General features: G+C 69.1%; 16 protein-coding genes. 5 read left to right on the plus strand and 11 right to left on the minus strand.

All coding sequences use genetic code 11. The annotated features are described in order from the left end of the window. Positions 1-127: 127 nt before the first annotated feature. Genes FHS37_RS40310 through FHS37_RS36330 form a run of 3 tightly spaced genes read right to left on the minus strand, consistent with a single transcriptional unit; the run spans position 128 to position 3,039 of the window. Positions 128-1,564, minus strand: coding sequence for an ASCH domain-containing protein (locus tag FHS37_RS40310; protein WP_308439508.1), 1,437 nt, complete (start codon positions 1,562-1,564; stop codon positions 128-130). 15 nt (positions 1,565-1,579) lie between these two features. Further along, complete coding sequence (locus FHS37_RS36325; protein WP_184829216.1) at positions 1,580-2,143, minus strand: AAA family ATPase; 564 nt, start codon at positions 2,141-2,143, stop codon at positions 1,580-1,582. Next, entirely contained in the window at positions 2,140-3,039 is a 900-nt protein-coding gene (locus FHS37_RS36330; protein ID WP_184829218.1) for a hypothetical protein, read from the minus strand. Before FHS37_RS36330 ends, FHS37_RS36325 begins: the two co-directional genes overlap by 4 nt. A gap of 665 nt (positions 3,040-3,704) precedes the next feature. Between FHS37_RS36330 and FHS37_RS36335 the strand changes: the two genes are divergently transcribed. After that, positions 3,705-4,082, plus strand: coding sequence for a PDDEXK family nuclease (locus tag FHS37_RS36335; RefSeq protein ID WP_184829308.1), 378 nt, complete (start codon positions 3,705-3,707; stop codon positions 4,080-4,082). Between the two features lie 58 nt (positions 4,083-4,140). On the opposite strand, the gene FHS37_RS36340 is transcribed toward FHS37_RS36335, so the two are convergent. From FHS37_RS36340 to FHS37_RS36350, 3 genes are all read right to left on the minus strand, one after another. After that, positions 4,141-4,980: a hypothetical protein gene (locus tag FHS37_RS36340; protein ID WP_184829220.1), complete on the minus strand. Its 840-nt coding sequence runs from the start codon at positions 4,978-4,980 to the stop codon at positions 4,141-4,143. Positions 4,981-4,984: 4 nt separating this feature from the next. Continuing rightward, positions 4,985-5,389 carry a hypothetical protein gene (locus tag FHS37_RS36345; protein WP_184829221.1) on the minus strand — a complete coding sequence of 135 codons (405 nt, stop codon included), beginning with the start codon at positions 5,387-5,389 and terminating at the stop codon, positions 4,985-4,987. Between the two features lie 79 nt (positions 5,390-5,468). Continuing rightward, entirely contained in the window at positions 5,469-5,732 is a 264-nt protein-coding gene (locus FHS37_RS36350; protein WP_184829223.1) for a hypothetical protein, read from the minus strand. Between the two features lie 242 nt (positions 5,733-5,974). On the opposite strand from FHS37_RS36350, the gene FHS37_RS36355 reads away from it, so the two are divergent. Both FHS37_RS36355 and FHS37_RS36360 read left to right on the plus strand, forming a co-directional pair. Then, on the plus strand, positions 5,975-9,757 hold the full coding sequence (locus FHS37_RS36355; RefSeq protein WP_184829225.1) for an NACHT domain-containing protein: 3,783 nt from the start codon (positions 5,975-5,977) through the stop codon (positions 9,755-9,757). 344 nt (positions 9,758-10,101) lie between these two features. Beyond that, positions 10,102-10,335, plus strand: a complete 234-nt coding sequence (locus tag FHS37_RS36360) for a hypothetical protein (RefSeq protein WP_184829227.1) — start codon at positions 10,102-10,104, stop codon at positions 10,333-10,335. Positions 10,336-10,389: 54 nt separating this feature from the next. On the opposite strand, the gene FHS37_RS40690 is transcribed toward FHS37_RS36360, so the two are convergent. After that, complete coding sequence (locus FHS37_RS40690) at positions 10,390-10,512, minus strand: hypothetical protein (protein ID WP_268254602.1); 123 nt, start codon at positions 10,510-10,512, stop codon at positions 10,390-10,392. Positions 10,513-10,708: 196 nt separating this feature from the next. Between FHS37_RS40690 and FHS37_RS36365 the strand changes: the two genes are divergently transcribed. After that, a complete protein-coding gene (locus FHS37_RS36365; RefSeq protein ID WP_184829229.1) occupies positions 10,709-14,419 on the plus strand; it encodes a P-loop domain-containing protein in 3,711 nt (1,236 codons plus the stop codon). Between the two features lie 122 nt (positions 14,420-14,541). On the opposite strand, the gene FHS37_RS40315 is transcribed toward FHS37_RS36365, so the two are convergent. From FHS37_RS40315 to FHS37_RS36385, 4 genes are all read right to left on the minus strand, one after another. After that, entirely contained in the window at positions 14,542-15,267 is a 726-nt protein-coding gene (locus FHS37_RS40315) for a hypothetical protein (protein WP_229890108.1), read from the minus strand. A gap of 127 nt (positions 15,268-15,394) precedes the next feature. Beyond that, on the minus strand, positions 15,395-15,769 hold the full coding sequence (locus FHS37_RS36375) for a fic family toxin-antitoxin system, toxin component (RefSeq protein ID WP_184829231.1): 375 nt from the start codon (positions 15,767-15,769) through the stop codon (positions 15,395-15,397). After that, positions 15,769-15,990 (minus strand): hypothetical protein, encoded by a 222-nt coding sequence (locus FHS37_RS36380; RefSeq protein ID WP_184829233.1) that lies wholly within the window; start codon positions 15,988-15,990, stop codon positions 15,769-15,771. The genes FHS37_RS36375 and FHS37_RS36380 overlap by 1 nt, the downstream gene beginning before the upstream one ends. 215 nt (positions 15,991-16,205) lie before the next feature. Continuing rightward, complete coding sequence (locus FHS37_RS36385; RefSeq protein ID WP_184829235.1) at positions 16,206-18,461, minus strand: hypothetical protein; 2,256 nt, start codon at positions 18,459-18,461, stop codon at positions 16,206-16,208. Between the two features lie 1,018 nt (positions 18,462-19,479). Here FHS37_RS36385 and FHS37_RS36390 point away from each other — a divergent pair. Then, complete coding sequence (locus FHS37_RS36390; protein ID WP_184829237.1) at positions 19,480-20,142, plus strand: hypothetical protein; 663 nt, start codon at positions 19,480-19,482, stop codon at positions 20,140-20,142. Positions 20,143-20,146 lie beyond the last annotated feature (4 nt).

Here is a 20,146-nt window from a genome sequence, read left to right on the forward strand (position 1 = left end):
TCCGCGGGCCTGAAGGTCCAGGCTCACGGCGGGACCTGTCCCCCGAAGGGGCCAAAGAGCTAGCATGCGAGGCGCCCTGTCCCCGGCAGCTGCAATGCCGGGGACAGGGCGCCTTTGCGTGGGCGGTTCAGCTGGTGACGCGTTCGATTTCGATGGCGAGGACGCCCAGGGCTTCCTTCTCCGGGCCGTAGATGCGGCGGATGTTCGTCAGCTGCTGCTCGCGCGGGCTGTCGGGGTTGACGTTCTCCGGCCCTTCGGTGTCGAGCATCTCCTCGAAGGAGGAGTAGCGGGCGACGCGGGTGACGCGGACGAGGCATTCGTCCTTGCCGCAGGCGAACTTGATGTGCTGGCCGGCGGTGAGGTTGCGCAGGTTGGCGTACTGGACACGGACCTCGATCTTCTTGCGGCCGGAGGCCACCAGGTCGAAGTAGCGCCGGTAGAGGTTCATGTGCCGGGCGCGGGGCTGGGCGGGGGCTGCGGTGTGGCGGGTCATGAGGCGGTCGATCTCCTGGGTGGTGTAGGAGCGGTAGAAGTGTTTGGGGTCGGCGAGCATGACATCACCGACCAGCCAGACCATGGCGTCGACGTAGTCGTCGATGCTGCCGTCCCAGGCTGTGGCATCGAGCATCCAGGGCCGGGCGCCGGGCGGAGGCGGCACGGTGCCCTCGCGGATCAGCGATTTCGACAGCTTGGCGCCGGTGTCGGTGAGCACCATCGGGGTGAAGATGCGGGGCGGGGCCGGTGGGCCGGGCAGGGCGGCGAAGGCTTCGTCGACGAGCTGGCAGCCGTAGGCCCAGTCGCCGCCCTTGACCATGACGTTGAGGATGCGCGGCGGTGAGGGCAGGCGCTCCTTGACCAGGTTGCGGTAGAGGGTGGCCAGGTCGATGTAGGGGTCGGGCCGGTCGGGGGTGACCAGGACGGTGTAGCGGCCGTGGTCGGTGCAGACGGCGGAGAACTCGGCGCCGCCGGAGCCGTGGATCTCCAGGCGGGTGCGCTCGGCGCGTTTCTCGGCCCAGCCGCAGGTCGGGCAGGGCAGTCGGACGTGGACGATGCCGTGGGAGGGGGCCAGCGCCCAGCGGATCTGTTCCAGGCGTTCCAGGGTGGCCAGGAAGCCGAGCCGGTAGGCGGGGTCGGCCTGCTGGTCGGTGTAGGTGTGTACCTCGTAGTCGATGCCGGTGGCGTCGGCGAGGCTGTCGAAGAAGGCGTGGTAGTACTTGCCGATCATGTCGGCGACGCCGTCCGCGCCCAGGGCGTGGAAGTAGGTGGTCTGGTAGGCGTGGTGGGTTTCGGGGTCCAGGCGGATCTCGTAGGGGGCGTTGTCCAGGGCGCCGAAGCGGACGGTGGCGTCGATGCCGAAGGCCCGCCTGACTGCTTGGGCGAGCAGGAACGCGGCCGTCTGCACGAGGGAGGTTCCCAGGTGCGGGGTGCCGTTGATCTGGGTTCCGACGTTGAAGATCACGTGTTCCGGGCGGGTGGCCTGGATCCGGGGGCGGATCAGGTCGACCGCGCGGGCCATGCAGTTGGCGGTGACGTTGTTGGGTGAGACGAGTAACGCCGTTGTCATCGGTTCTCCCGTGGGTCAGGTGTGTGCGGGGGGTGGTGCGGAGATCTGGGCGAGGATGAAGTCGACGCGCGCCGCGGCGGAGTCGACGGGTACGAAGATCGGCCGGTAGCCGGCGTCGTAGTAGCCCTGGATGATCAGCTGGTGGACGCGGGTGATCTCGCGTTCGCGGGCCCAGACCGTGTCGTCGGCGGTGGTGAAGTCGTCCAGCGGGTCGAGGACGAACACGGTGTCGTAGCGGTAGGTGCGGGCGGCTTCCTCCAGTTCCGGGTAAGGGCTCAGGCCGAAGAAGGCGTCCCAGCCGTAGCCGTCGGGGATACCGCGGTTGTAGAACCGGTCGCCGGCCTTGTGGGCGCAGTACTCGGTGATGAAGCCGGCGAGGACCTCGCGGGAGTACTCGCGGCGGTCGCCGACCTGCAGGTGACGTCCGAGCCGGTCGCGGTGCTTGCGGTAGATCTCACGGGCGATCTCCCCGGTGGATGCGGGCAGGCCGCGCTCGTGCAGCTCGGTGAAGACCGCTTCCTTCCCGGCGGAGGGGCCGCCGGTGATGACGAAGCGGCGGGGCGGTTGCGGATGGCTCACGCGGTTCTCCTTGCGGTGGTGTCGGTCAGCTGCTTGGTGAGGGCCTGGTGCCAGGCGGCGCGGATCTGCGCGCCGCCGCTGCTTTCGTTGAGCTGGGTGGTGAAGGCCTGCGGATCGGCCGTGGGGGGAAGGACGGACAGCAGCACCAGATCGGTCGGGGACAGCTCGGGCAGGGGGCCGGCCAGCTTTTCCAGATCGGCCGGCGTGACCGAAGCGGTGTCCGCGGGCAGCAGCAGAGGCCCATAGGCGGCACGGTAGCGCTGCACGGCCGCCCGCAGCACGGCGTAGCACCACAGCACCTCGTCCGCGACCGCCGACGGCACGGCCGCGTCCATACTGGCCAGGCGCGCCGTCCTCAGCAGCGCGGCGCGCAGCGCGTACAGCCGGGACCACACCTCGCACAGTGCTTCCTCGTGTTCGGCGATCTCCCAGGCGAACACGTCCGGCGGCAGCCGCAGCGATCCGGCTTGCGGCGACAGACGGGGGGCAGCCACATGGGCGGCCGCGAACGCCTGGGCGTCGGCCAGCAGTTGCTCGGCGAGCAGGGTGCAGATGCGGGATTCGATGTGCTTGCGGAAGTGGTGCACCTCGTAGTCAGCCGCCCGGGCGGCCTCCGTCCGGCGGGCCGTCAGCGTCCGGCCCGCCGTGGCGGGAACGGCGCCGAACAGCAACCGGGCGGCCGGCGCGAGAGGAGCGTGAGGAAAGCGAGCCAGTTGTCCGCGCAGTACCCCGTCCAGCGCATGGGCGCGCACGGCCGGGTCGTTGGAACCGTGGGCCCGTGCCACGACGCCGGGCAGGTCCAGCAGCTCGCTGCCGGCGGCGGCGGGGTCGACCGGCAGTCCCCGGCGTAACAGGCGACGTAGCGCGGCCGCCAGAGTCTCGGTATCGGTGGACATGAGACCTCCTCAGGTCTTACCCAGAAAATACCCACCCTGGTGCCCAGAAAATACCCACAATCTGGCCGAGCCTGCTCATCGCTACAAGGAACTACCGCGAGTCGGGCCTGCCTGCGGGAACGACTCCATCCACGGCAAAAGAAGGTGCCGGTCCTGGTTCAGAAGGCCGTCCGCGTGTCTGAAGAGACGACGGAAGCTGTCCGATACCCGACCACCGGCCCGCACGGCTGTGGACGGTTCCGAAACCGCCGCCCGCACCTGGCCATGGCAGAGGGCTCCAGATGCCAGAGATATCGTGGAGGGGCCGGACCCGGCAGGAGATCGGAATGCGGGAGTACGGGGTGCGTGCCACAAGAGAAAAGCGGCACGCTGCATGGACCGAGAGCCTGCGCGACGTGGTGCACGCGCACGAGCGAGCCGCGGCAGCGGCTCTGCTCGATCAGGTGCAGCCGAGGAAGTGCCATGACAATAACGCCATTTCCTCGACCGGACCGCATCGCGGAACGTCCTCGTCGAACGCGCGAACGGATCGCAGGACGTGCGGTCCGTCCCACTCCTCTGCGCCCGCCAGCCATAGGCCGGCCCTCGAGAAAAGGTGGACTGAAGGTTGACCAGAGCCGAGCCAGCAGTAGCGTCAACGCTCAGCACAAGACCGTAGGGGGCGTATGAGCATCAAGCCGATCGAGACTCGCTACAAGGCGCACAGGTTCCGTTCCCGCCTCGAAGCCCGCTGGGCTGTCTTCTTCGACGCTCTCGGCGTCCAATGGGAGTACGAACCGCAGGGATTCGAGCTCACGCCGCTTCCGGCGGAGCGCCTCAAGAAGATGCAGGAAGAGTGGCTTCGGGAACCACAGCCCGAGGACGGGAAACACCTCGGCGTCTACCTTCCGGACTTCTGGCTTCCCGACCAGGCCACGTGGTTCGAGGTCAAGGGCGCTCCGCCGGGCCGGTGGAGATCCGTGCAGGGGCTCTCTGGCCACCCGTCAGGCTCGCCCCGGCCCGTGCCGGAATGGAGTGTGCGGGACAGCCCCCGGTCCCCGTGACGGGACGCAGTACGGCCAGGGCCGCCGTTCCCGGACGCCGGTCGTGCGCCCCTGCGGCTCAGTCCAAGCGGGAGAAGTCGAGATCCACCAGGATCTCCTTCAGGTCCACCTTCTCGTCGCGGCAGAAGCCTCGAAGCTCGTCCCACATTTCGGGGACGCCCTCCAAAGCGCCACCGAGCAGGGACAGCTGTCCGCGGTCCTCGTCGTACTCCTCGGCGTGGAGGTAGACCATCTCCGCCTTCTGGAGTTCGCGTACGACGCTGAGCAGCGTCGTACGGTCCGCCGAGAAGCGCCTCAGCACCAGTTCGAAGTCCGTGGTCTCCTCGTGCACCACGAGGGCGAGCACCTGGCGGGCCATCCGCGTGAGACCGCCGACACGCCCCGCGAAGCGGTTGACCAACTCGAGGACGTCCTGTTCGTCCGACGGGTCCTGGTTGGCGTCCTCCCAGGCGAAGAAGCGGCGCATGGTGGTGGCGGGCCGGACCAGGGAGCCGTTGACCGTGTCGCGGAACTCGGCCTCGATGTCGTCGACCGTGTACCGGTACTTGGCCTCGTGCTTCTGTTTGACTGCCCGCAGGTACTCGACGGTGTAGTCGTCCCGGGTGACGCTACTGTCGACGAGGTCGTGGTGCACCCCGCACAGGAGCATCAGGTTGTCGAAGTCCCGTAGCTGTTCGACGTCTTTGCCGTCCCATGCTTCGTGACGGGCGCTGCCGGGCTCGGCGCCGATGATGTGGGCGATCTTGCCGACCCAGGCGCCTTCCTCCGTGACCAGCCGTGTTGAGCAGTGCGGGTCGCCCCAGGCGCATTCGTTGCCAGAGAACGCCCACAGCTGGCGCGCGACGCCGGACAGCGGCTCCTTGCGGTTCTTCTCAGAGCCGTTCGTCCGCTTGGCCACAGCCCTACCTTCCTTCGCCCTTACGACAGGGCGCAGCGTAGTCCAGCTGGGTGAGGTGCGGCACTCGTGACTGATTGTCGGGCGGCTTCAGCGGCGCCGTGGCCTCGCGCACCGGGTCGACGGAGAGGGTCAGGTCGTCGATGACCGTGGCGGCGGTGGTGTTCTCGGTCGTGCTGGGCTCGTCGCTGCGCGCGAGATCGTGGGCCTGGTGGACGGTGCTGTTCTCTTCGCTGTAGCCGGCGGCGAGGATGCGGCGCTGCGGCTGACCACCGCGGTCGCGCGAGTTGGGGCGTCTCAGGGCACCCGTCGCACCGGTGTTCGAGGTCGGTGGATCGTCCGCTGGTCGGCGACGCGGGCGACGGGCCAGGCGCTGGCCGTCGGCGCAGAGCGGAGCCCGTGTGGGCCCCAAGTGCCTGCAACGGCCCGGCGGGTTCGTGGGCCGCCGGGCCGTGCCGCTGCTGCTGGTGGGTCTGTTGACGCGGGCTGGTTCATCGGCACTGGCTGGCGAGGGTAAGCAGGCACAGCAGTACGGCCAGGAGCGGGCCGGTGCAGGTCACCCACGCTGTCAGTCCGTGCCGCAGCGACTCCCACCTGTTGTCCCCGGCCCGTCGGCTGATCCATCCGACGACGGATCCCATGAACATGCCCGCGAGCAGGATGATCAGGGCCCAGGGCAGAAAGTCCAGCGCGAGGTCAGCAAATCCGGGCCGGGTACACGCGGTGGCGGCTGCGGCGGTGATGGTGTGGAACATGATTCCCCTCCTCGGGTCCTTGCGGTTGACGGCTCCGAGGGTTGCCGGGGTCGGCGCGTTCGGTGTGATTCGGTGCCGGGGTCCGGAAGGAAGCTGCTGGTCAGACGGGGGAGTTTCGGTGTCCGGCCCGATTCGGTGACGGCCGCCACCCACCATGCTGGGGCTTTCGGCGGCGCAGTGAGGCGCATTGTGCGGTACAACTCTCCTGCTGGCGTGGGCTCGTGGGCGGGAAGAGGCAGCGGATGGGGGATACGGGGTTCGGTGGGCTGTTCAAGCGGCTGACGAAGGAGCTGCCCCGCCAGGCGAAGTGCCGTCCGGTGCCTCAGAAGGACATGGCCGCCTTGATCGGCGTCAAGCCGCCGACCATTACGGACTGGTTGAAAGACACCCATATCCCCAAGCCGGACACGGTGCGCGCGTTCGTGGGCAAGTTCAGGGCCTGGGACCGGTTCCGGTGCCCCGGAACAATGTGGCCGGCAGAGCTTCGGGACGAGTTCGACCGGACCGCCCAGGAGCTGTTGAAGGTCAGCGCCGCTTGGCACACAGCTGGGTACAAGGACTTCGAGCGGCTGGAGAAACTGAGCGAGTACGCGTACCAGGACGCCTCGGTGGTCGCCGTCGACGCGTCCCAGGTCGAGGGCCACGTCGCCCTGGAGGACCTGTACGTACGGCGGGCGGTCGAGGGATCTATCCTGAAGCGGGCGCTCGCGGCGCAGGAGGGCAGTGCCCAGCTGGTCGTCGGCGAGCCAGGGTGCGGGAAGACGTCCCTGCTGTGGAGCCTGTTCGGACAACTGTCCGACATGGAGGGCGTGCAGCCGCTGTTCGTACGGGCGAGCTATCTCATCGAGGGGCTCACCGAGGCGCGCAGCGAGACCGGGGTGAGCGTCGGTGATCTGGTCAAGGCGGTCAGCTGCGCGCAGCAGTTGAAGGGCCGACCGGTCGTGCTGGTCGACACCCTGGACCTGCTGGTCGCCCACCCCCGGGGGACCGAGGCGGTGCAGGATCTGCTGAGGGCCATGGACCGGCTGAAGATCGCAGTGATCCTCACCTGCCGTCCCGAGGAGGCCGTCGAGCTGCAGTTCCCGCCCCGCCCCGAGGGGACTGACGACGAGGCCGAGGAGGAAGCGGAGGCGGTGGCGTTCCGCCGTCCGCAGATCACGCTGGGCCTGTATACGGAGGAGGAGTGCCGCGAGGCGGTGCGGCGGCACGCCGACGTGTTCTGCCCCGCCGCCCGATATGGTCCCTCGGCGGCCGGACGGCTGGAGGCGGACATCCTGGACGCGGTCTACCAGGGGCTCCCAGTCCGGGAGGTGTGCGGCAACCCGCTCTATCTCCGTCTGCTGTTCGACCTGTACGCGCCGGATCCGCCGCTGGCCCAAATCGACGCCGCCGGCCTGTTCGAGCAGGTCCGGATCCGGCGGGTGCTGAAGGACTCCCGGGCTGGGGACACGGAGCAGTCGGGGCGGGCGGGCTGGGACCTGTCGGACACCGCACGCGCTCTGGCCCGGTACCTGTTGAGCGCGAACACCATCGAGTACCGGCCCCGGGACGCGGGTGACGCCCTGGAACGGCTTCTTGCCGTGCCACGGGAGCGCATCGACATGGAGCTGGCCGAGCTGCGACGCAGGGGCCTACTGGCGGACGCGCCGGCCGGCGGTCTGCGGTTCTTCCACCAGACCTTCTTCGAGTTCATGGCCGCCGAGTACCTGCGGCACGCCGGCCGCGGCAAGGAACTGGTCGCCCGGATGACCGAGCACCCCACCGACCTGGTCCTGGCGGCGGTCGCCGGGCAGCTCATCCCGCGGGCGGACCCGGGCACCGACAGCGTGCTGCTGCGGCCTCTGCTGGAGCATCCGGATCTGTCCGACCGGGCCCTGGAGTGGTACGCCGACATGCGGAGCCCCGCCGAAGACGACATCGCGGCGGCGCACGCAGCATTGCGCCGGGCTTCCCGTGTGGGGGTGCAGCGGTTCCTGGAACGGCTGCCCGGTCATGTGCATAAGGAGTCCGGGCGGTGGGTCGAGGACCTGACGGTGGTGTGGCCGCTGACGGAGGAGCGTCCGGCGCTGCGCCGGGTGCTGTTCGCGACGGTGGGCCGGCTGGCGAGCCAGCACCCCGAGGACACCGTCAGGTTCTGTGCCGAGCAGCGGCGCCTGGCGTGGTGGGTGGAACGAGGTCCTGCGGAACTGAAAACCCACAAGCTGGAATGGATCGCCCTGTTCGCCGCGTTGTTCCCCCATGCCCCGGAATCAAGCCTGGAATGGGTCACGCAGGTGTGCCGGGTCCTGATCACGGTGGAGTCCTACAAGGTCGTCGCCGACGCCGTCGAGCAGGTCGAGGTGTGTGTGCTCCGCCTGCCTCCAGCCCAGCAGGCAAGTCGGCGCCAGAAGGCCCTACGGGTGTTCGAGACCCTGCTCAACGAACGCCCCGAGAAGACCCGGGGAACGGTCACGGAGTTCGAGCAGGCCGTCGGGATTCTGTGGGAGGGTGTGCAGTCGGCCACGGAAGAGGATGCGGCCGCTCTCCTGGCTGCCGCTCTCGAAGACGGCGACCGGGGTGCGGGCCGGGCGCGGCTGCACGGGGCCGCGCGACTGGCTGCGGTCCTGGGTGAGGAACGGGCCTGTACTGCGGTCGCCGAGCTGGAGTCGGTGCGCTCCCCTCGGGTGCAGACGGCCCTGGTGCTCCACGTTCTCGTCCCGGTCCTGCTCGGCAGGGACACCCCGCTGCGCAGGGCACTGGCTGATGCCTGCCGCACCGCCCTGTCAACACTTCCCGGCCCGAGCAAGGAGCCGGACGGCTCCCGCACTATGGCGTCGCTGATGGCGGAGGCGGTCAGGACGGCTTTGGACAAAGGGCTCCCCCTAGAGCGGCTGTCCGAGCTGCTCCCCGACGACAGCCGGCCCGAGCTCTGGCTTGCCCGCGCCGGTCTGGTCAACCTGGTGGGCCCTGCGTCCGCGGGCGGCCATGCGCCAGCGATGTCCGCCGTGAAGGCCTGGATCCAGGCCACCGAGGCGGCCCGCGACAAGGCCGGCTGGTCACCGGACGTCGCCCGCAAGGTGCTGGCCCACCTCACCGAGGACATCCTTGCTGAGCTGGTGGAGGAAGCGCTCGGGAAGAAGTCGCCCGCCGAGCTGAGCGCCTTGGTCGACGCGGCGGGCGAACGGCACCTCGTACCGTCCCCGCAGGTCGTGGAACCGCTTCGCCGCCACCTGACCCGCCTCGATTCCTCAGAGGAGATCGTCCTGTGGAACGCCTTGATCACCCACTGGTCGTGGGCTCCCCCCACTCCTGACGCCGTCGCCGCCGCGCTCGCCCTCGGTGACCAGACCTACCCGGCCCTACTGCGCCTGGTGAATACTTGCGTCCACCACCCGGACTGGCGCTGGCCGCAGCTGAAGGCCCTGTTGGACCAGTTGACAGGCGACTGCGAGACCCGGCCGCACCGGCAGGCCGGCGCGGTCGCACCGCATGACGCCCTCGCGGCGCTCCTCGCCCACCGTCACCCCCTCACCCCGGCGGACACCCCCACCGTGGTCGACACCGTGCTCGACCTGACCCTCCCGGACACCGGCATGCTCAGTGCCATCGACCGGGCCACGGCCCGGCTCGCAGCGCACCTCCTGGGCCGCCTCGCCACGCCCCACCCGGAAGAGGCCGCCCGCGGGCTCGTCACCGCCGCCCAACGGCTCGGCTCCCGGCCCAACGGCGTGTCCGCCGACTTCGCCCACTTCACCGAGGAAACCGTGGGCCTGACGCTCGCGCATCTGCCCGCCGGGGCGCGCCACGACTTCGTGCTCGACCTCGCCCGGGCCGAGGAGAACCTCGGCAAGCAGGCCGTCACCGCCTTCTCCATGCTCGCGGGCACCACCGCCCAGCCCCCTGACTGGTACCGGCAGCTGAGCAACGACAAAACCCTCCCCGCCACCGTCCGCTCAACTGTCACCTCACACCTGCACCGCTACGCACGGACACGGTGCGGCGGCCCCTGGCCCGCTCTCATGACAGGCCCGGCACTTGGACGATGACCACGCATGCCAGCTGGCCTCAGCAGCTCGCGCGGGTGTCGAGAGCACGGGACAGCGCGAGGACGACTGCCCTATCGCTGGGGCCGAGGGCACGGAGGATCGCGCGAGTTGCGGGTTGAGCTCGACGTTCGGGCACTCGGGCGCGGGGGTGCTGGCGGCGAGGCCAGCCCGTGGGGCCTCTCTTCTCCCTCCCCCGTACGGTCCAGTGGCAGGGACATCGCCACCGCCCCATCGTTGGATGGGGCATGGGAAGAGCTTCACGGGCAAGGGCGGCAGTTCGAGAACAGCGCGCCGCGGCTGGAGGAATGCTGATCCGCGAGCCCCGGCTTGCCGACGAGGCCGCTATGCGAAAGCTCCTGGAGCAGGTGGAGTTCACCAGCCGGGACCACCCAAAGGAGATCGCCCGCCTCGCCGCCAGGAACCACCAGCTCGACCCCGCCTGCGGCATACGCGGCGCCTGGGTGGCCGAGCCCCGGCGAGGCGACGTCCTGGCCGGGGTCGCCGCTGCCCCGCCCCTGGGCTGGGTCGGCTCCATGAAGTACCTGAGCCCCGAACTACGCCGTACGAACGATCAATAGCCTGGGTGTGCCTGGGCCAGAATCGGATCGAGCCCAGGCGCGCCTCCCCTGCAACTACTGGTGCTGGACCCACCACACGATGCCCGCCATGAGTGCGGAGCCCAGTGCCCAGCACGCACCTCGGACCAGACTGAAGAGCGCGGCACGGCCCAGTTTGCGGGTTACGGGCGTAGTCATGGTCATGTGTTCCTCTCCTCGGTGATCGCCGGCTGATGGGGCCGGACAGGAATGACCGTGCCGTGTGTGGGGGGTGGGTGTCCGAAAGGGCGGGCAGGGCGGGCAAAGGGCCTCTACGCTCCTGGTCATCGGCGTGCCCGCTGTGCCACGAGGCGGGCGCGCCGACAGCGGCGGGCACCCGGGGAGGGCGGCGCAGGTGGGGGAATCGTCCAAGGCGCGTGAACTGTACGACGCGTTGCGGGCCTTGGAGGCCAAGGCCAAAGCTGCCTGCCGGAAGGCGGGCAAGCGGTATTCGCGTCGTGCTGTCGCCCGTGCGGTCGGCGGCCGTGATTCGAGGGTGGACCGGCGCCTGGCGGAGTGGCTGCACCGCGACTGGAACAGCGCGAAGACCCCGGGCCCGAGTAGCTGTGAGCAGCTGCTTGCCGTGGTCCAGGTGTGGAGTCAGTGGGCGGATGTGACGTGTGATCCGCGTTGGTGGAGCACCCTGTTGGATGACGCCCAGCCGCTCCGTTCGCCTCTGACGCCAGTAAGGCCGTCACCGCAGAAAGACCGGGGCTACGCCGCATGGATCGAGCAGCACTTCCTGCCGGCGCAGCTGTTGGGCAGGAACAGCGAGCTACGGGAACTGGACGCGTTCTGTACCGGTCCGGATTCCCCTGATGCCTCGGCGTACGGGTGGTGGCAGGCGCCTCCTTGGGCGGGTAAATCGGCCCTTGTCTCCGACTTCGTACTCCGGCACCGGCCGGACGGCGTGGAGATCGTCTCCTGCTTCGTCACCGATCGTCTGGGGCGCAACGACCGGCAGTACTTCCTCGAGACGGTGATGCGGCAACTGGCGGCAATCGCCCAGCGGGACGCTGGAACCGTGGGAACCCATCCTGAGGATTTCCCCGACTTGTACCGGGCTGCCGCGGGGGCATGCCAGGATCAGGGCCGGCGCCTGGTGCTGGTCGTCGACGGCCTCGACGAGGACCAGGGACCCGCAACCGGTAGGCCGAGCATTGCCGCCCTGTTGCCGAAGATTCCGCCGGCCGGCATGCGAGTGCTGGTCACCGGCCGTCCCAACCCACCCGTTCCGGACGACGTTCCAGACGATCACCCCCTCCGCGCCCCCGCCATCATCCGCACGCTTGATCCGTGGTCTCACGCCACGGGTATCAGTGCCTTCGCCCGTCATGAACTGCGCCGACTGCTGGACGACGAGAATGTCGGGGTCCCGCTCCTCGGCCTGATGGTGGCGGCCCGCGGTAGTCTTACGACCGCCGAGCTGGCCCAGCTTGTCGGCGTGCGCCCCTACCGGGTTGCCCAGCTCCTGCGGGGAATCACCGGCCGCAGTTTCATCCCTGGCAGCCACGGCCAGGTCCTCGTGCCTGACCCACCGGCCGCCTCGCACGTCCATGCACTGGGCCACGAGGAGCTGCGTCGGGAAGCCCTGACCGCCCTGGGTGACATCACCGCATTCGAGAACCAGTTGCACGAATGGGCGGACAGCTATCACGCCCGGGAATGGCCTCCCGACACCCCCTCCTACCTGCTCTACGACTACCCACGCATGCTGCACGGCGCCGGCGACATCCAGCGGTTGACCGCCATCGCCCTCGACCCGCATCGACAGCGGGCCCTGCTGGAGCGCGCCTCACTGGATACGGCGTTCTCCCACATCGAGCTGACCGCCCAAGCGGTGCGCCACCAGCATCCGGACGACGTGGTGGAGTTGGCTGCTCTCGCAGCTTCCTCGGCCATGCTGGCCGAGCGGGCCAGGGCCATGCCAGTCGGTGTCCCGATGGCTTTCGCCCGGTTGGGGCACGCCCGGCGCGCCATGGATCTTGCACTCGTGGCGCCCTTTCCGGCGGAGAAGGCCGTCTGTCTGGCGAAGGTGGCCCGTGTGCTGGCCGAGGTCGGTGACCGGCACACCGTTGAGGTCGCATCTGAGGCCGCACGATGGGCTGAGCGGGCCCGGTGGGAGAGAGAGCCGTCGGGCGAGGATGAGCAGGAGGTTGAGGAGGCCATCGGGGAGGCGGCCGTGACGCTGATCGCCGTCGGCGAGCTTCGCCAGGGGTGCGAACTGCTCGGCGCGCTCGGGGCGTCGGCAGCAGCAGGCGATGAGGCCGGGGCGACCGTGGTGGCCCGGGCCGCACTCGCCGCCCGGGCCCACGACCCCGCTTTGGCTCGGCGGTTGCTGAAGCAGGCCGAACGGTATGCCAAGGAGCTGGCCGAGGGTTCTCCGCCCGATCCGAGCGCGCCTGTGTCGGCCTGGGGCGCCGTTGCCGCGGCCGCCGAGGGATTACAGGCAGACCGGATGTATGAACGGATCAGCCAGTACGTCCAGGCGTTCCCTCCACGTCTCATGGGCAGCTTCGTCCGGGCTTCAGCAGCCTCGGCGCTGGCCGCTGTCCGTCCGGAACAGGCGAGCATCCTGGCTGAGCAGGCGGCGCGGTGCCTGCATCGTGCGCTGGACGACCCCGACGCGCTGTCACCCGAAGACGGAGCTGATCTGAAACTATTCCTCGGTCTGATTCTGACTGCTGTCGTGCAAGCGCTAGCAGACACCGGCTCGGTGGACCGTGCGCGGGACCTGGTGGACTGCGTGCCAGCGGAGAGACACACCGGATGGATGGGTACGGACACGCTCGTCGGGGCACGCGCCGTACTCGCCGATGTCCTTGACGAACCGAACGAGGACCCACCGGCGCAGACCTTGGCCCAGCAGGCATACCGTCTCGCGGACCAAGGCGAGCACGATGAGGCGGGTCGGCGGCTGTCCCGGGCGCTGGAAACCCTTGGCTCTCCCCAGCACACTAGTGCTCGATACCAGGACCCTTGGCTCATCCCCTTGGTCACGGCACTGGCGGCCATCGGCCAGCATTCTGACAGTGCGCTCCTGGCTCGGAGTCTGCGGGACCCGGCCGAGCAAGTACTAGCACTCGCCGCGGCAGCCGTCTCGACCGCATCGGCCGGGCACCTCGGGGAGGCTCGCTTCCTTGCGCACGAGGCCGCCGACCGCGCCCAGACGCTGGAAGACGCCGACCTTTTTGGCTGGGAAGTGTTTGACGCGATAGGCGCCGCCGCGCAGGCCCTGGCTCACGTCGGCGAACGCGATCGGGCCCTGGCCCTTGCCGAGGAGACCGGCCCGCCGGACCACAACAGGCGACAACGCACTCTCGTTGCCGTCGCGGCCGCGCTGCGCTCTTACGACCTGCCCACTGCCGTGGACCTTATCGACCGCCGACGAGAACGTCTGATGACCATGGATGCCTCACCACTTGGGTGGAGCGGACGCATGGCCGACCTCGCCGAACTGTTCGCCGCCCTCGCCGATACCGACGCCGAATGCGCTGAGCGCCTGCACCAAGCCGCCGAACATGTGGCGTTCATGCTCAAGGAAACAAAAGCCTGGAGGAATACGGAGGACCTCCTCACGATGCTTCTCCTGCATGCCAGAGAAGAACGCGACGACGCCCGCAGCACCCTGATGGCGTGGGAGAAGAGGTGGGCCAGCAGCAGCCCGTGGGGACTGCCGACCGGGGCCATCGCCGTCGCCCACGCTGCCTTCGGCAACCTTGACGCTGCCCGCCAACACGCAAACCGTCACAACGTCCCCTACAGCCGTGCCGAGGTACTCGCAGCCGTAGCCGGCTACCTCGCCCGGACACCGTCAGGTCTGCGCATCGCCTCGGCATCCACCAGCACCGCCTTCACCGAGACGTTTCGATCCCTTGCCCTCGCACAGTTTCCGCCCGGCACGGCGAATGCGGCGCAGGCGGCCAGGCAGTTCACAGCAAGCGCGCTCGCCGGCGACGGTTGGCACCATGCCCTGCCCGCGCTGGCCCGCATCGCCCCGGCCGCGGTGGAACGTGTGAGGGACATCGTCTTCACCCACCGCCGTCTTCCCCTGCCGAGCGGCTGAACCGCATACTGCTCCACGCACGAGGCACACGCGGGGGCAACGTCAGCGGACCGTTATCAATCACTGATGGTCCGAGAAGGAGCAAACCGCGCGCCGTGCCGCCATCCCGCTGCATCGAGATGCTACGGATGGTGCTGGTCGCGCCATGAGCGGCACAGAGCAACAAATTCCTTCCGGCGCTCGGCCAGCAGGTCCTGGGGGTGCTGCAGGTGACAGTCGAGGAAGTGCACACCCTGCCGGAACGACTCAAACCCGATGCGGGACCAGAGACGGCCGAGCTTGGCAGCGGCCTCGCGGTGCTGCTCGTCGGTCATCTCGCGGCCGTCGGCGTCCCCCGGTTCGCAAACCACCGCGACGCAGTCTTGCGCCAGACGGCGGATGGCCGAGCCTGCCAGAACGGGGCCTAGACCGAAGCCGCGCCAGGCAGGATCGAGGATGATCCGGTCCATGACCAACAGGTCACCAACTGGGTGGGACAGGGCAGCTTCGAAGGCAGGGTCGAACTCGCCACTGGCGACGTCCAGAACCGTCTCGCCGATGCGAGCGACATCGCCGGTATAGGAGTCTATGGCGAAGAACGGATGCTCGGGCCCGAACATGCGCACCCGCACAAAGGGCATCCGGCCCACCGCGATGTCCTCGACTGCGTCCAGCGTCTCCTGGTCAGCGTCGCTGTGGACGGCCAGGCTCTCCGCCAGGACATCAGCGTCGATCCTCGCGGTGACCGTCCAGACCTCGAGCGTGTCGTCGAACTCGAAGGCCTCCAGGGTGTGTTCGTGGTGGTAACCGAGACTGATCAGTGACGGGTCGGCAGGCATTCGGGTCAGATCGGGAAGTACGCTGGTCACCACGCCACCGTAGCGGCCGCCGCTGCAGCATGCAGGCAAACTGGGACACTTCAGGTCGTGTGGTCGGGACCGAGTCCGTTCATCCAGCGGAGGCCTCACCGATGGCGTCTTCAGGTGGCATGACCGGTCAGCCCCAGTCTCTCAGCGCCTCGGCTACCTGACGCACATCACGGCGTCCTGCCACGGCATCGGCCACCAGCGCGATTGCCTCCTGGCTGCCTACCTTGACCTGGATGCCGCTGGCGTGGAGGTAGGCGTAGGCGACCTGCGCGGCGAACAGCTCGTTGGAGTGTTCGAGAGCGGGGATCCTGGCAAGGGTGTGCAGGAGCGCGGCGGCCCGGTGGTGGGGGGCCGGGTAGACGAGAGTTTCCATCACCTCGTCTCGGTGGCGTGCGACGGCGGCAGCCAGGGCTCCGTAATCGACGACGTCCGGGTCGCCGGGCACGAGGTTCTGTGCGATCTCCAGCAGCCAGCGCTTGTCGATGAACAGAAGGGGCGGCATCAGGCGGCGTTGCTGCTGGGGCCGGTCCCGAAGCGCTCGGCGAAGGCCGGCCCGTGTTCTGCGGCGAAGGTCTTCGCTCCCTCGAGGAAGCGGGTGTGTGCGAGGTCAGCGGTCAGCCGTCGGCTCGCATACTGATCTGGATCCTCATGGTGGTGCGCAGCCTGACGCAGTAGCTGTTCGTACGTTTCTTCGTCGATGCTGATGCGGAGCTCCTTGGCCATGGCATCACAGTAGCCCTACCCGGTATGTGCTGGGGAGAGACAGCAGGAACTGTCCGAGCGCGCCAGCCACTGGCCCCGTGTCCGTTATACGTTTCACTCGCCGTCCTCTTCCTCGTTGGTCCTGGGAATCCGTCTGAGCACGCGCAGCAGCCTGCGCCCCTCCTGAACGCTGGTCCGCGCGGCCCTTCTCCTTTTGCGGTTTGCGCAGGCAGCGATCATGCGGCGCCTACCGATGCCTTAGCTGTGCTCTGGCGAGCAGCACCAAGCTCGTCCAAGAGTTGGCCGAGCAAGAACTCCGCGGTACGGCGGCCCGCCGTGTCCGCGGCCTGCGCGGCAGCCTCCGCTCCTTGGCCGCGGCGCCGCAGGCATGCACCGTGCACGGCGTCGCTCTCCGCCATCGCCGCTGCCGACCTCTGCAGCCGGCGTAGCGCCGCCGCTCGTCGCTCGTCCCGGATCCGCCGCGCCACCTTCGGCGCGGTGAACGCGACGAGGGCCGGGTCGGCGTCCGGCCCGCAGGCCTGCTCGCACGCCGCCGCCAGCAGAACGCGGGTGTCTTTTTCGCACTGGTGAGTGAGCTCGGTGACTTCGGTCGCGTCCGACAGGTCGGCCCGGACCGCGACGGCCAGGTCGACCGCCTCTCTCACCAGCTCCTCGGTACGCCGCCTTGAGGAGCATGCCGGGCACAGGCCCGCTGCCTCCGGAAGCCCGCAGTCCACACACGGCGCCTGCCGGCGGACCAGCTCAGCTTCCTGCTCGAGGGCGCGGCGGCGCGCGAGGGCCTGCTGCCGCTGCTCGATCTCGCGCTCGGCGTGCGTCCGGCGGATCTGCGCCCGCTGCTCTTCGAGGGCGGTCTCCTCACGCAGGCGCCGCTCGGTCTCCGCTCGGCACGTGGCCGGGTCGCTGCAGGGCATTTGAGATCCGACCTGGGCTGCGATGCGGGTACGCAGCATGCGGCGGATGTGGGCGATGTTTGCGCAGCTCGGACAGTCGGTTCCGGTGTCCAGGCGGATGCTGTCGTCGCACCTCGGGTCCGGGCAGGCAGGGCGCTGGACCAGGCCCCGGCCGAGGAGCCAGCCCATCGGTTCACGCACCAGGGCCTCGCCGCCGGTCTCCTGCAGCCGGTCGGCGAGGCGGTGGGCGAGGACCTGCGGCGCCGCCTCGGGGCCTACGATCCCGGACAGCACATGCAGTGCCTGGTCAGCAGCGCGGAGGGCAATGGCCCGCTGGGCTGCAGTCAGCCGTGACCACAGTCCGGTGACGGGTGCCAGAGCGATGCGCACACGAAGATCACCAAGGGGCCTCGGTCCCTGTTGCTGCGCTTTTCCACCGCCCAGGGTCTTCAGCCGGACATCCTCAGCAGCACCGGTCACGTCCCGCCTCTCCTGCTCATCGGCCGGGAACTTTGTCGGGTTTTCCCCGCGCAGCGGGCCAGCCTTCGACACCGGCGACATCTGCTCGGCACCGTCGGCGGCCTGATCCTCGCGCGCGCGCCCGCGCTCCGGCCGACCAGGGATCTGTCCACGGCTGTCGCCGGACAAGCCACACGAAAGCTGCTGCAGGGTGGCAGGAGGAGCCACAGGAGTGTGATCAGTGTGAAGGGCTGCCGTAGCGTCGGGCTCTGACTTCTCCGTCCCGTCACTCCCTAGGCCGTTTCTGACCTGCGGCGTTTCGACCGGCTCAGACGCGTCACTATGCCTTGCCGTACCGTCGGGCTCTGAAAAACCGGGCTCCGGTGCATCCGTACGCACTCCCCGGCCACCAGGGTTGCTGTCGCGGCCGTGCGCGGCAGCAACCGCCGGCACCACCAGCCGCGTACGGTGCGCCAGACCGGAGGCGGTCTGTGCCCGCACCCGCCGGACCAGGTCCCGGCTCTCCAGCCGCTCCAGGATCCGCTCCCCCGCTGACGCCGTGCAGCCCAGCAGCCGGGCCACTGTCGCCGCCGCGCGGCCGCGCCTGGTGTCCACCGTGCCGCCGCACTGCCGCACCCGCCCGGTCCGCGTCGCCTCCAGCATCAGCAGCAGCAGTGCCAGCCGGTCGGTCGCAGCTCCGCGGCCCGTACGGTCCCCTAGCAGCCCGGCCGGGGTCACGGAGCCGTCTCGGTGCGCCCAGCCGGGTGCCATCACGGCCTCCAGCAGCCGCAGCAGCGTCGCGATCTCCGTGCGACGCAGCGCCAGCGGGTGGCCAACTGTGCCTCGGGCCTCCCACAGCGGCAGTACCCGGCATTTCAGCCCGTTGTCCTGGCCGATCTCGCCGGGCGCTGTTTCGATGGTGACCACGCCGGACCGGCGCAGGGCCGGGACGACGTGCGAGGCGAGGTACGACGCCGACAACCCCAGCCACCGTCCCAGCTCACTCGTGCGGATCTCCACCGCACCCGTCGCCCACGGCGTTTTCGCGGCCAGCACGACGGCGGCCAGCCGCACCGCGTCCCCTGCACCGTCCAGGCCGGCCGTGTCCAGCAGGGCGTGCACCGCACCGCTGAGCCGGGCCCGGGCATCACGCCCCAGCGCCAGCGGGTTGCCTGGCCCGCGAGCCGGAGCGGGGCCGGCTTGCGTGAGGACCGACCGCAGTCGTCGGCGCGGCCCGGACCGCCGGAATCCGGTTCGAGACGCCGCCTGCTCACCGGTAGGCGTCGACGAAGCCGAAAGGTGATCCGGCACGGCAGCCTTGGGCTGTGCAGATGCTTGAGCTGCGGCACTCACCGGGACACCACGCGATGCAGTACGCGAAGCTCCAAGCCAGGTCCCTGGCATGGCAGGGCATCTGCTTGCGAAGGGAACTGTGACCGAGCAGACGGGGCGAAATGCGCCAATCGGGCATGGGTGGGCTGACAAAAGGCAGCCCAATGCTGCAACATGGGTTCTGCTCTCCTTCTTGCGGTTGGAGGCATGACGAAGCCGCCTATGGCGCTTCGTTGGTTCATGGAGAACCGAGATCGAACTGTTCGACCGGCGGCAACCGGCGGACAATCCCTTCAGGGGGTCGGCAAACCCTCTGGTGGCAGATGGGGCGCCGCAGCCCTGGTGACGGCAATCACCGGGGTGGTCGGGCGTCCCGGCGGCTTGAAGACCCGCTCAGCGGGCGCCGCCATTGTGGCTACACCATCTCGCCCCCTTTCGGGGCAGAGGTGCGCCCGCACGCGAAGTGGCGCGGGAAGACGAAAACGGCACCCAACCGGAGCGACGGACGAGCCATCGCTGCCACGGCAGGTGCCTTGGTGTGTGCCTGTCGGCGGGTACGGGTACCCTGCATCACGTCGAGACCTTCTCTGGTTAGGTCTGCGGCCGTGCCCCGGAGCTCCACCTCGCGGGGCTTAGCCATGTCGCTATGGATCTTATTCAGGGACACGCTACCCCCTTGAGATCCCACATCGACACCCCGGGATAGTCCGTGTCGCCAATGGGTGAGCACCGCTTGACAGGATGCCAGAACTGGGCATTTACCTGCCCCGTTCCGCATTCGGGGCGCCGCAAAGGCATCATGAGCGCTATGCATGCGACGCAGATGCCCAGGCATGGTGATCCCCTGGACGTGGAGACCTTCGCTCGACCCGAGCAGCAGCGCCGCTACATCGCGGCCATGCACCGCATCGCCGCACAGCGCTGCCCCGACACCCCGGTCCGCGTCTACGTCAGCGCCGCCCCCAAGACCGTCGACAATCCCAACTGGCAGCGCTGGCTCGACCGCATTGCCCAGGACCTGCCCGGCGGCGTCGAGCTCCTTCACTACCGAAGCGTCTACGCGGAGTCCGCCTACGACTGGGACACGCTCGCAGGCCGGCTCGACGGTCTGGTCGTCATCGGGAAGCCCAAGCGTCTCGGCAGCCGCGTCCACGTCCTTGGTCCCGTCGCTCGCCTCGAACTTCGCTCGCTGGTCGCGCAGAAACCTGTTCTGCTCTTCACTCACAACCTCGGTCTTGTTCCCGTCATCGACTGCAAGAGCCAGGTCATGTCCCCCGCCGAGGCGCCGCGGCTCAAGCTGATCGCGCCGAAGCGCTGGACCCGTGACTCGAAGACGCTCCAGGCCACCCTCCACGCTCTGCAGCCGACGATCCCCGATCTCCATGAGCCGGAGCCTTATCAGGCCGCGCCGGGTCACCTGATGGCTCCGTTCACTATGGAAAGGAGTGAACCGCAGAAGGCGGCCTCGTGACGGG

It is taken from the genome of Streptomyces griseomycini (assembly GCF_014203535.1).
Lineage (GTDB): Bacteria > Actinomycetota > Actinomycetes > Streptomycetales > Streptomycetaceae > Streptomyces > Streptomyces griseomycini.

Bases quoted from the DNA above. Each gene is read 5' to 3' on its own strand.
- FHS37_RS36375 (WP_184829231.1), bottom strand. From the start codon at position 15,769: ATGCCGCCCCTTCTGTTCATCGACAAGCGCTGGCTGCTGGAGATCGCA.
- FHS37_RS36390 (WP_184829237.1), top strand. From the start codon at position 19,480: ATGCATGCGACGCAGATGCCCAGGCATGGTGATCCCCTGGACGTGGAG.
- FHS37_RS36330 (WP_184829218.1), bottom strand. From the start codon at position 3,039: ATGTCCACCGATACCGAGACTCTGGCGGCCGCGCTACGTCGCCTGTTA.
- FHS37_RS36360 (WP_184829227.1), top strand. From the start codon at position 10,102: ATGCGAAAGCTCCTGGAGCAGGTGGAGTTCACCAGCCGGGACCACCCA.
- FHS37_RS36355 (WP_184829225.1), top strand. From the start codon at position 5,975: ATGGGGGATACGGGGTTCGGTGGGCTGTTCAAGCGGCTGACGAAGGAG.
- FHS37_RS36335 (WP_184829308.1), top strand. From the start codon at position 3,705: ATGAGCATCAAGCCGATCGAGACTCGCTACAAGGCGCACAGGTTCCGT.
- FHS37_RS36350 (WP_184829223.1), bottom strand. From the start codon at position 5,732: ATGTTCCACACCATCACCGCCGCAGCCGCCACCGCGTGTACCCGGCCC.
- FHS37_RS40310 (WP_308439508.1), bottom strand. From the start codon at position 1,564: ATGACAACGGCGTTACTCGTCTCACCCAACAACGTCACCGCCAACTGC.
- FHS37_RS40690 (WP_268254602.1), bottom strand. From the start codon at position 10,512: ATGACTACGCCCGTAACCCGCAAACTGGGCCGTGCCGCGCTCTTCAGT.
- FHS37_RS36380 (WP_184829233.1), bottom strand. From the start codon at position 15,990: ATGGCCAAGGAGCTCCGCATCAGCATCGACGAAGAAACGTACGAACAG.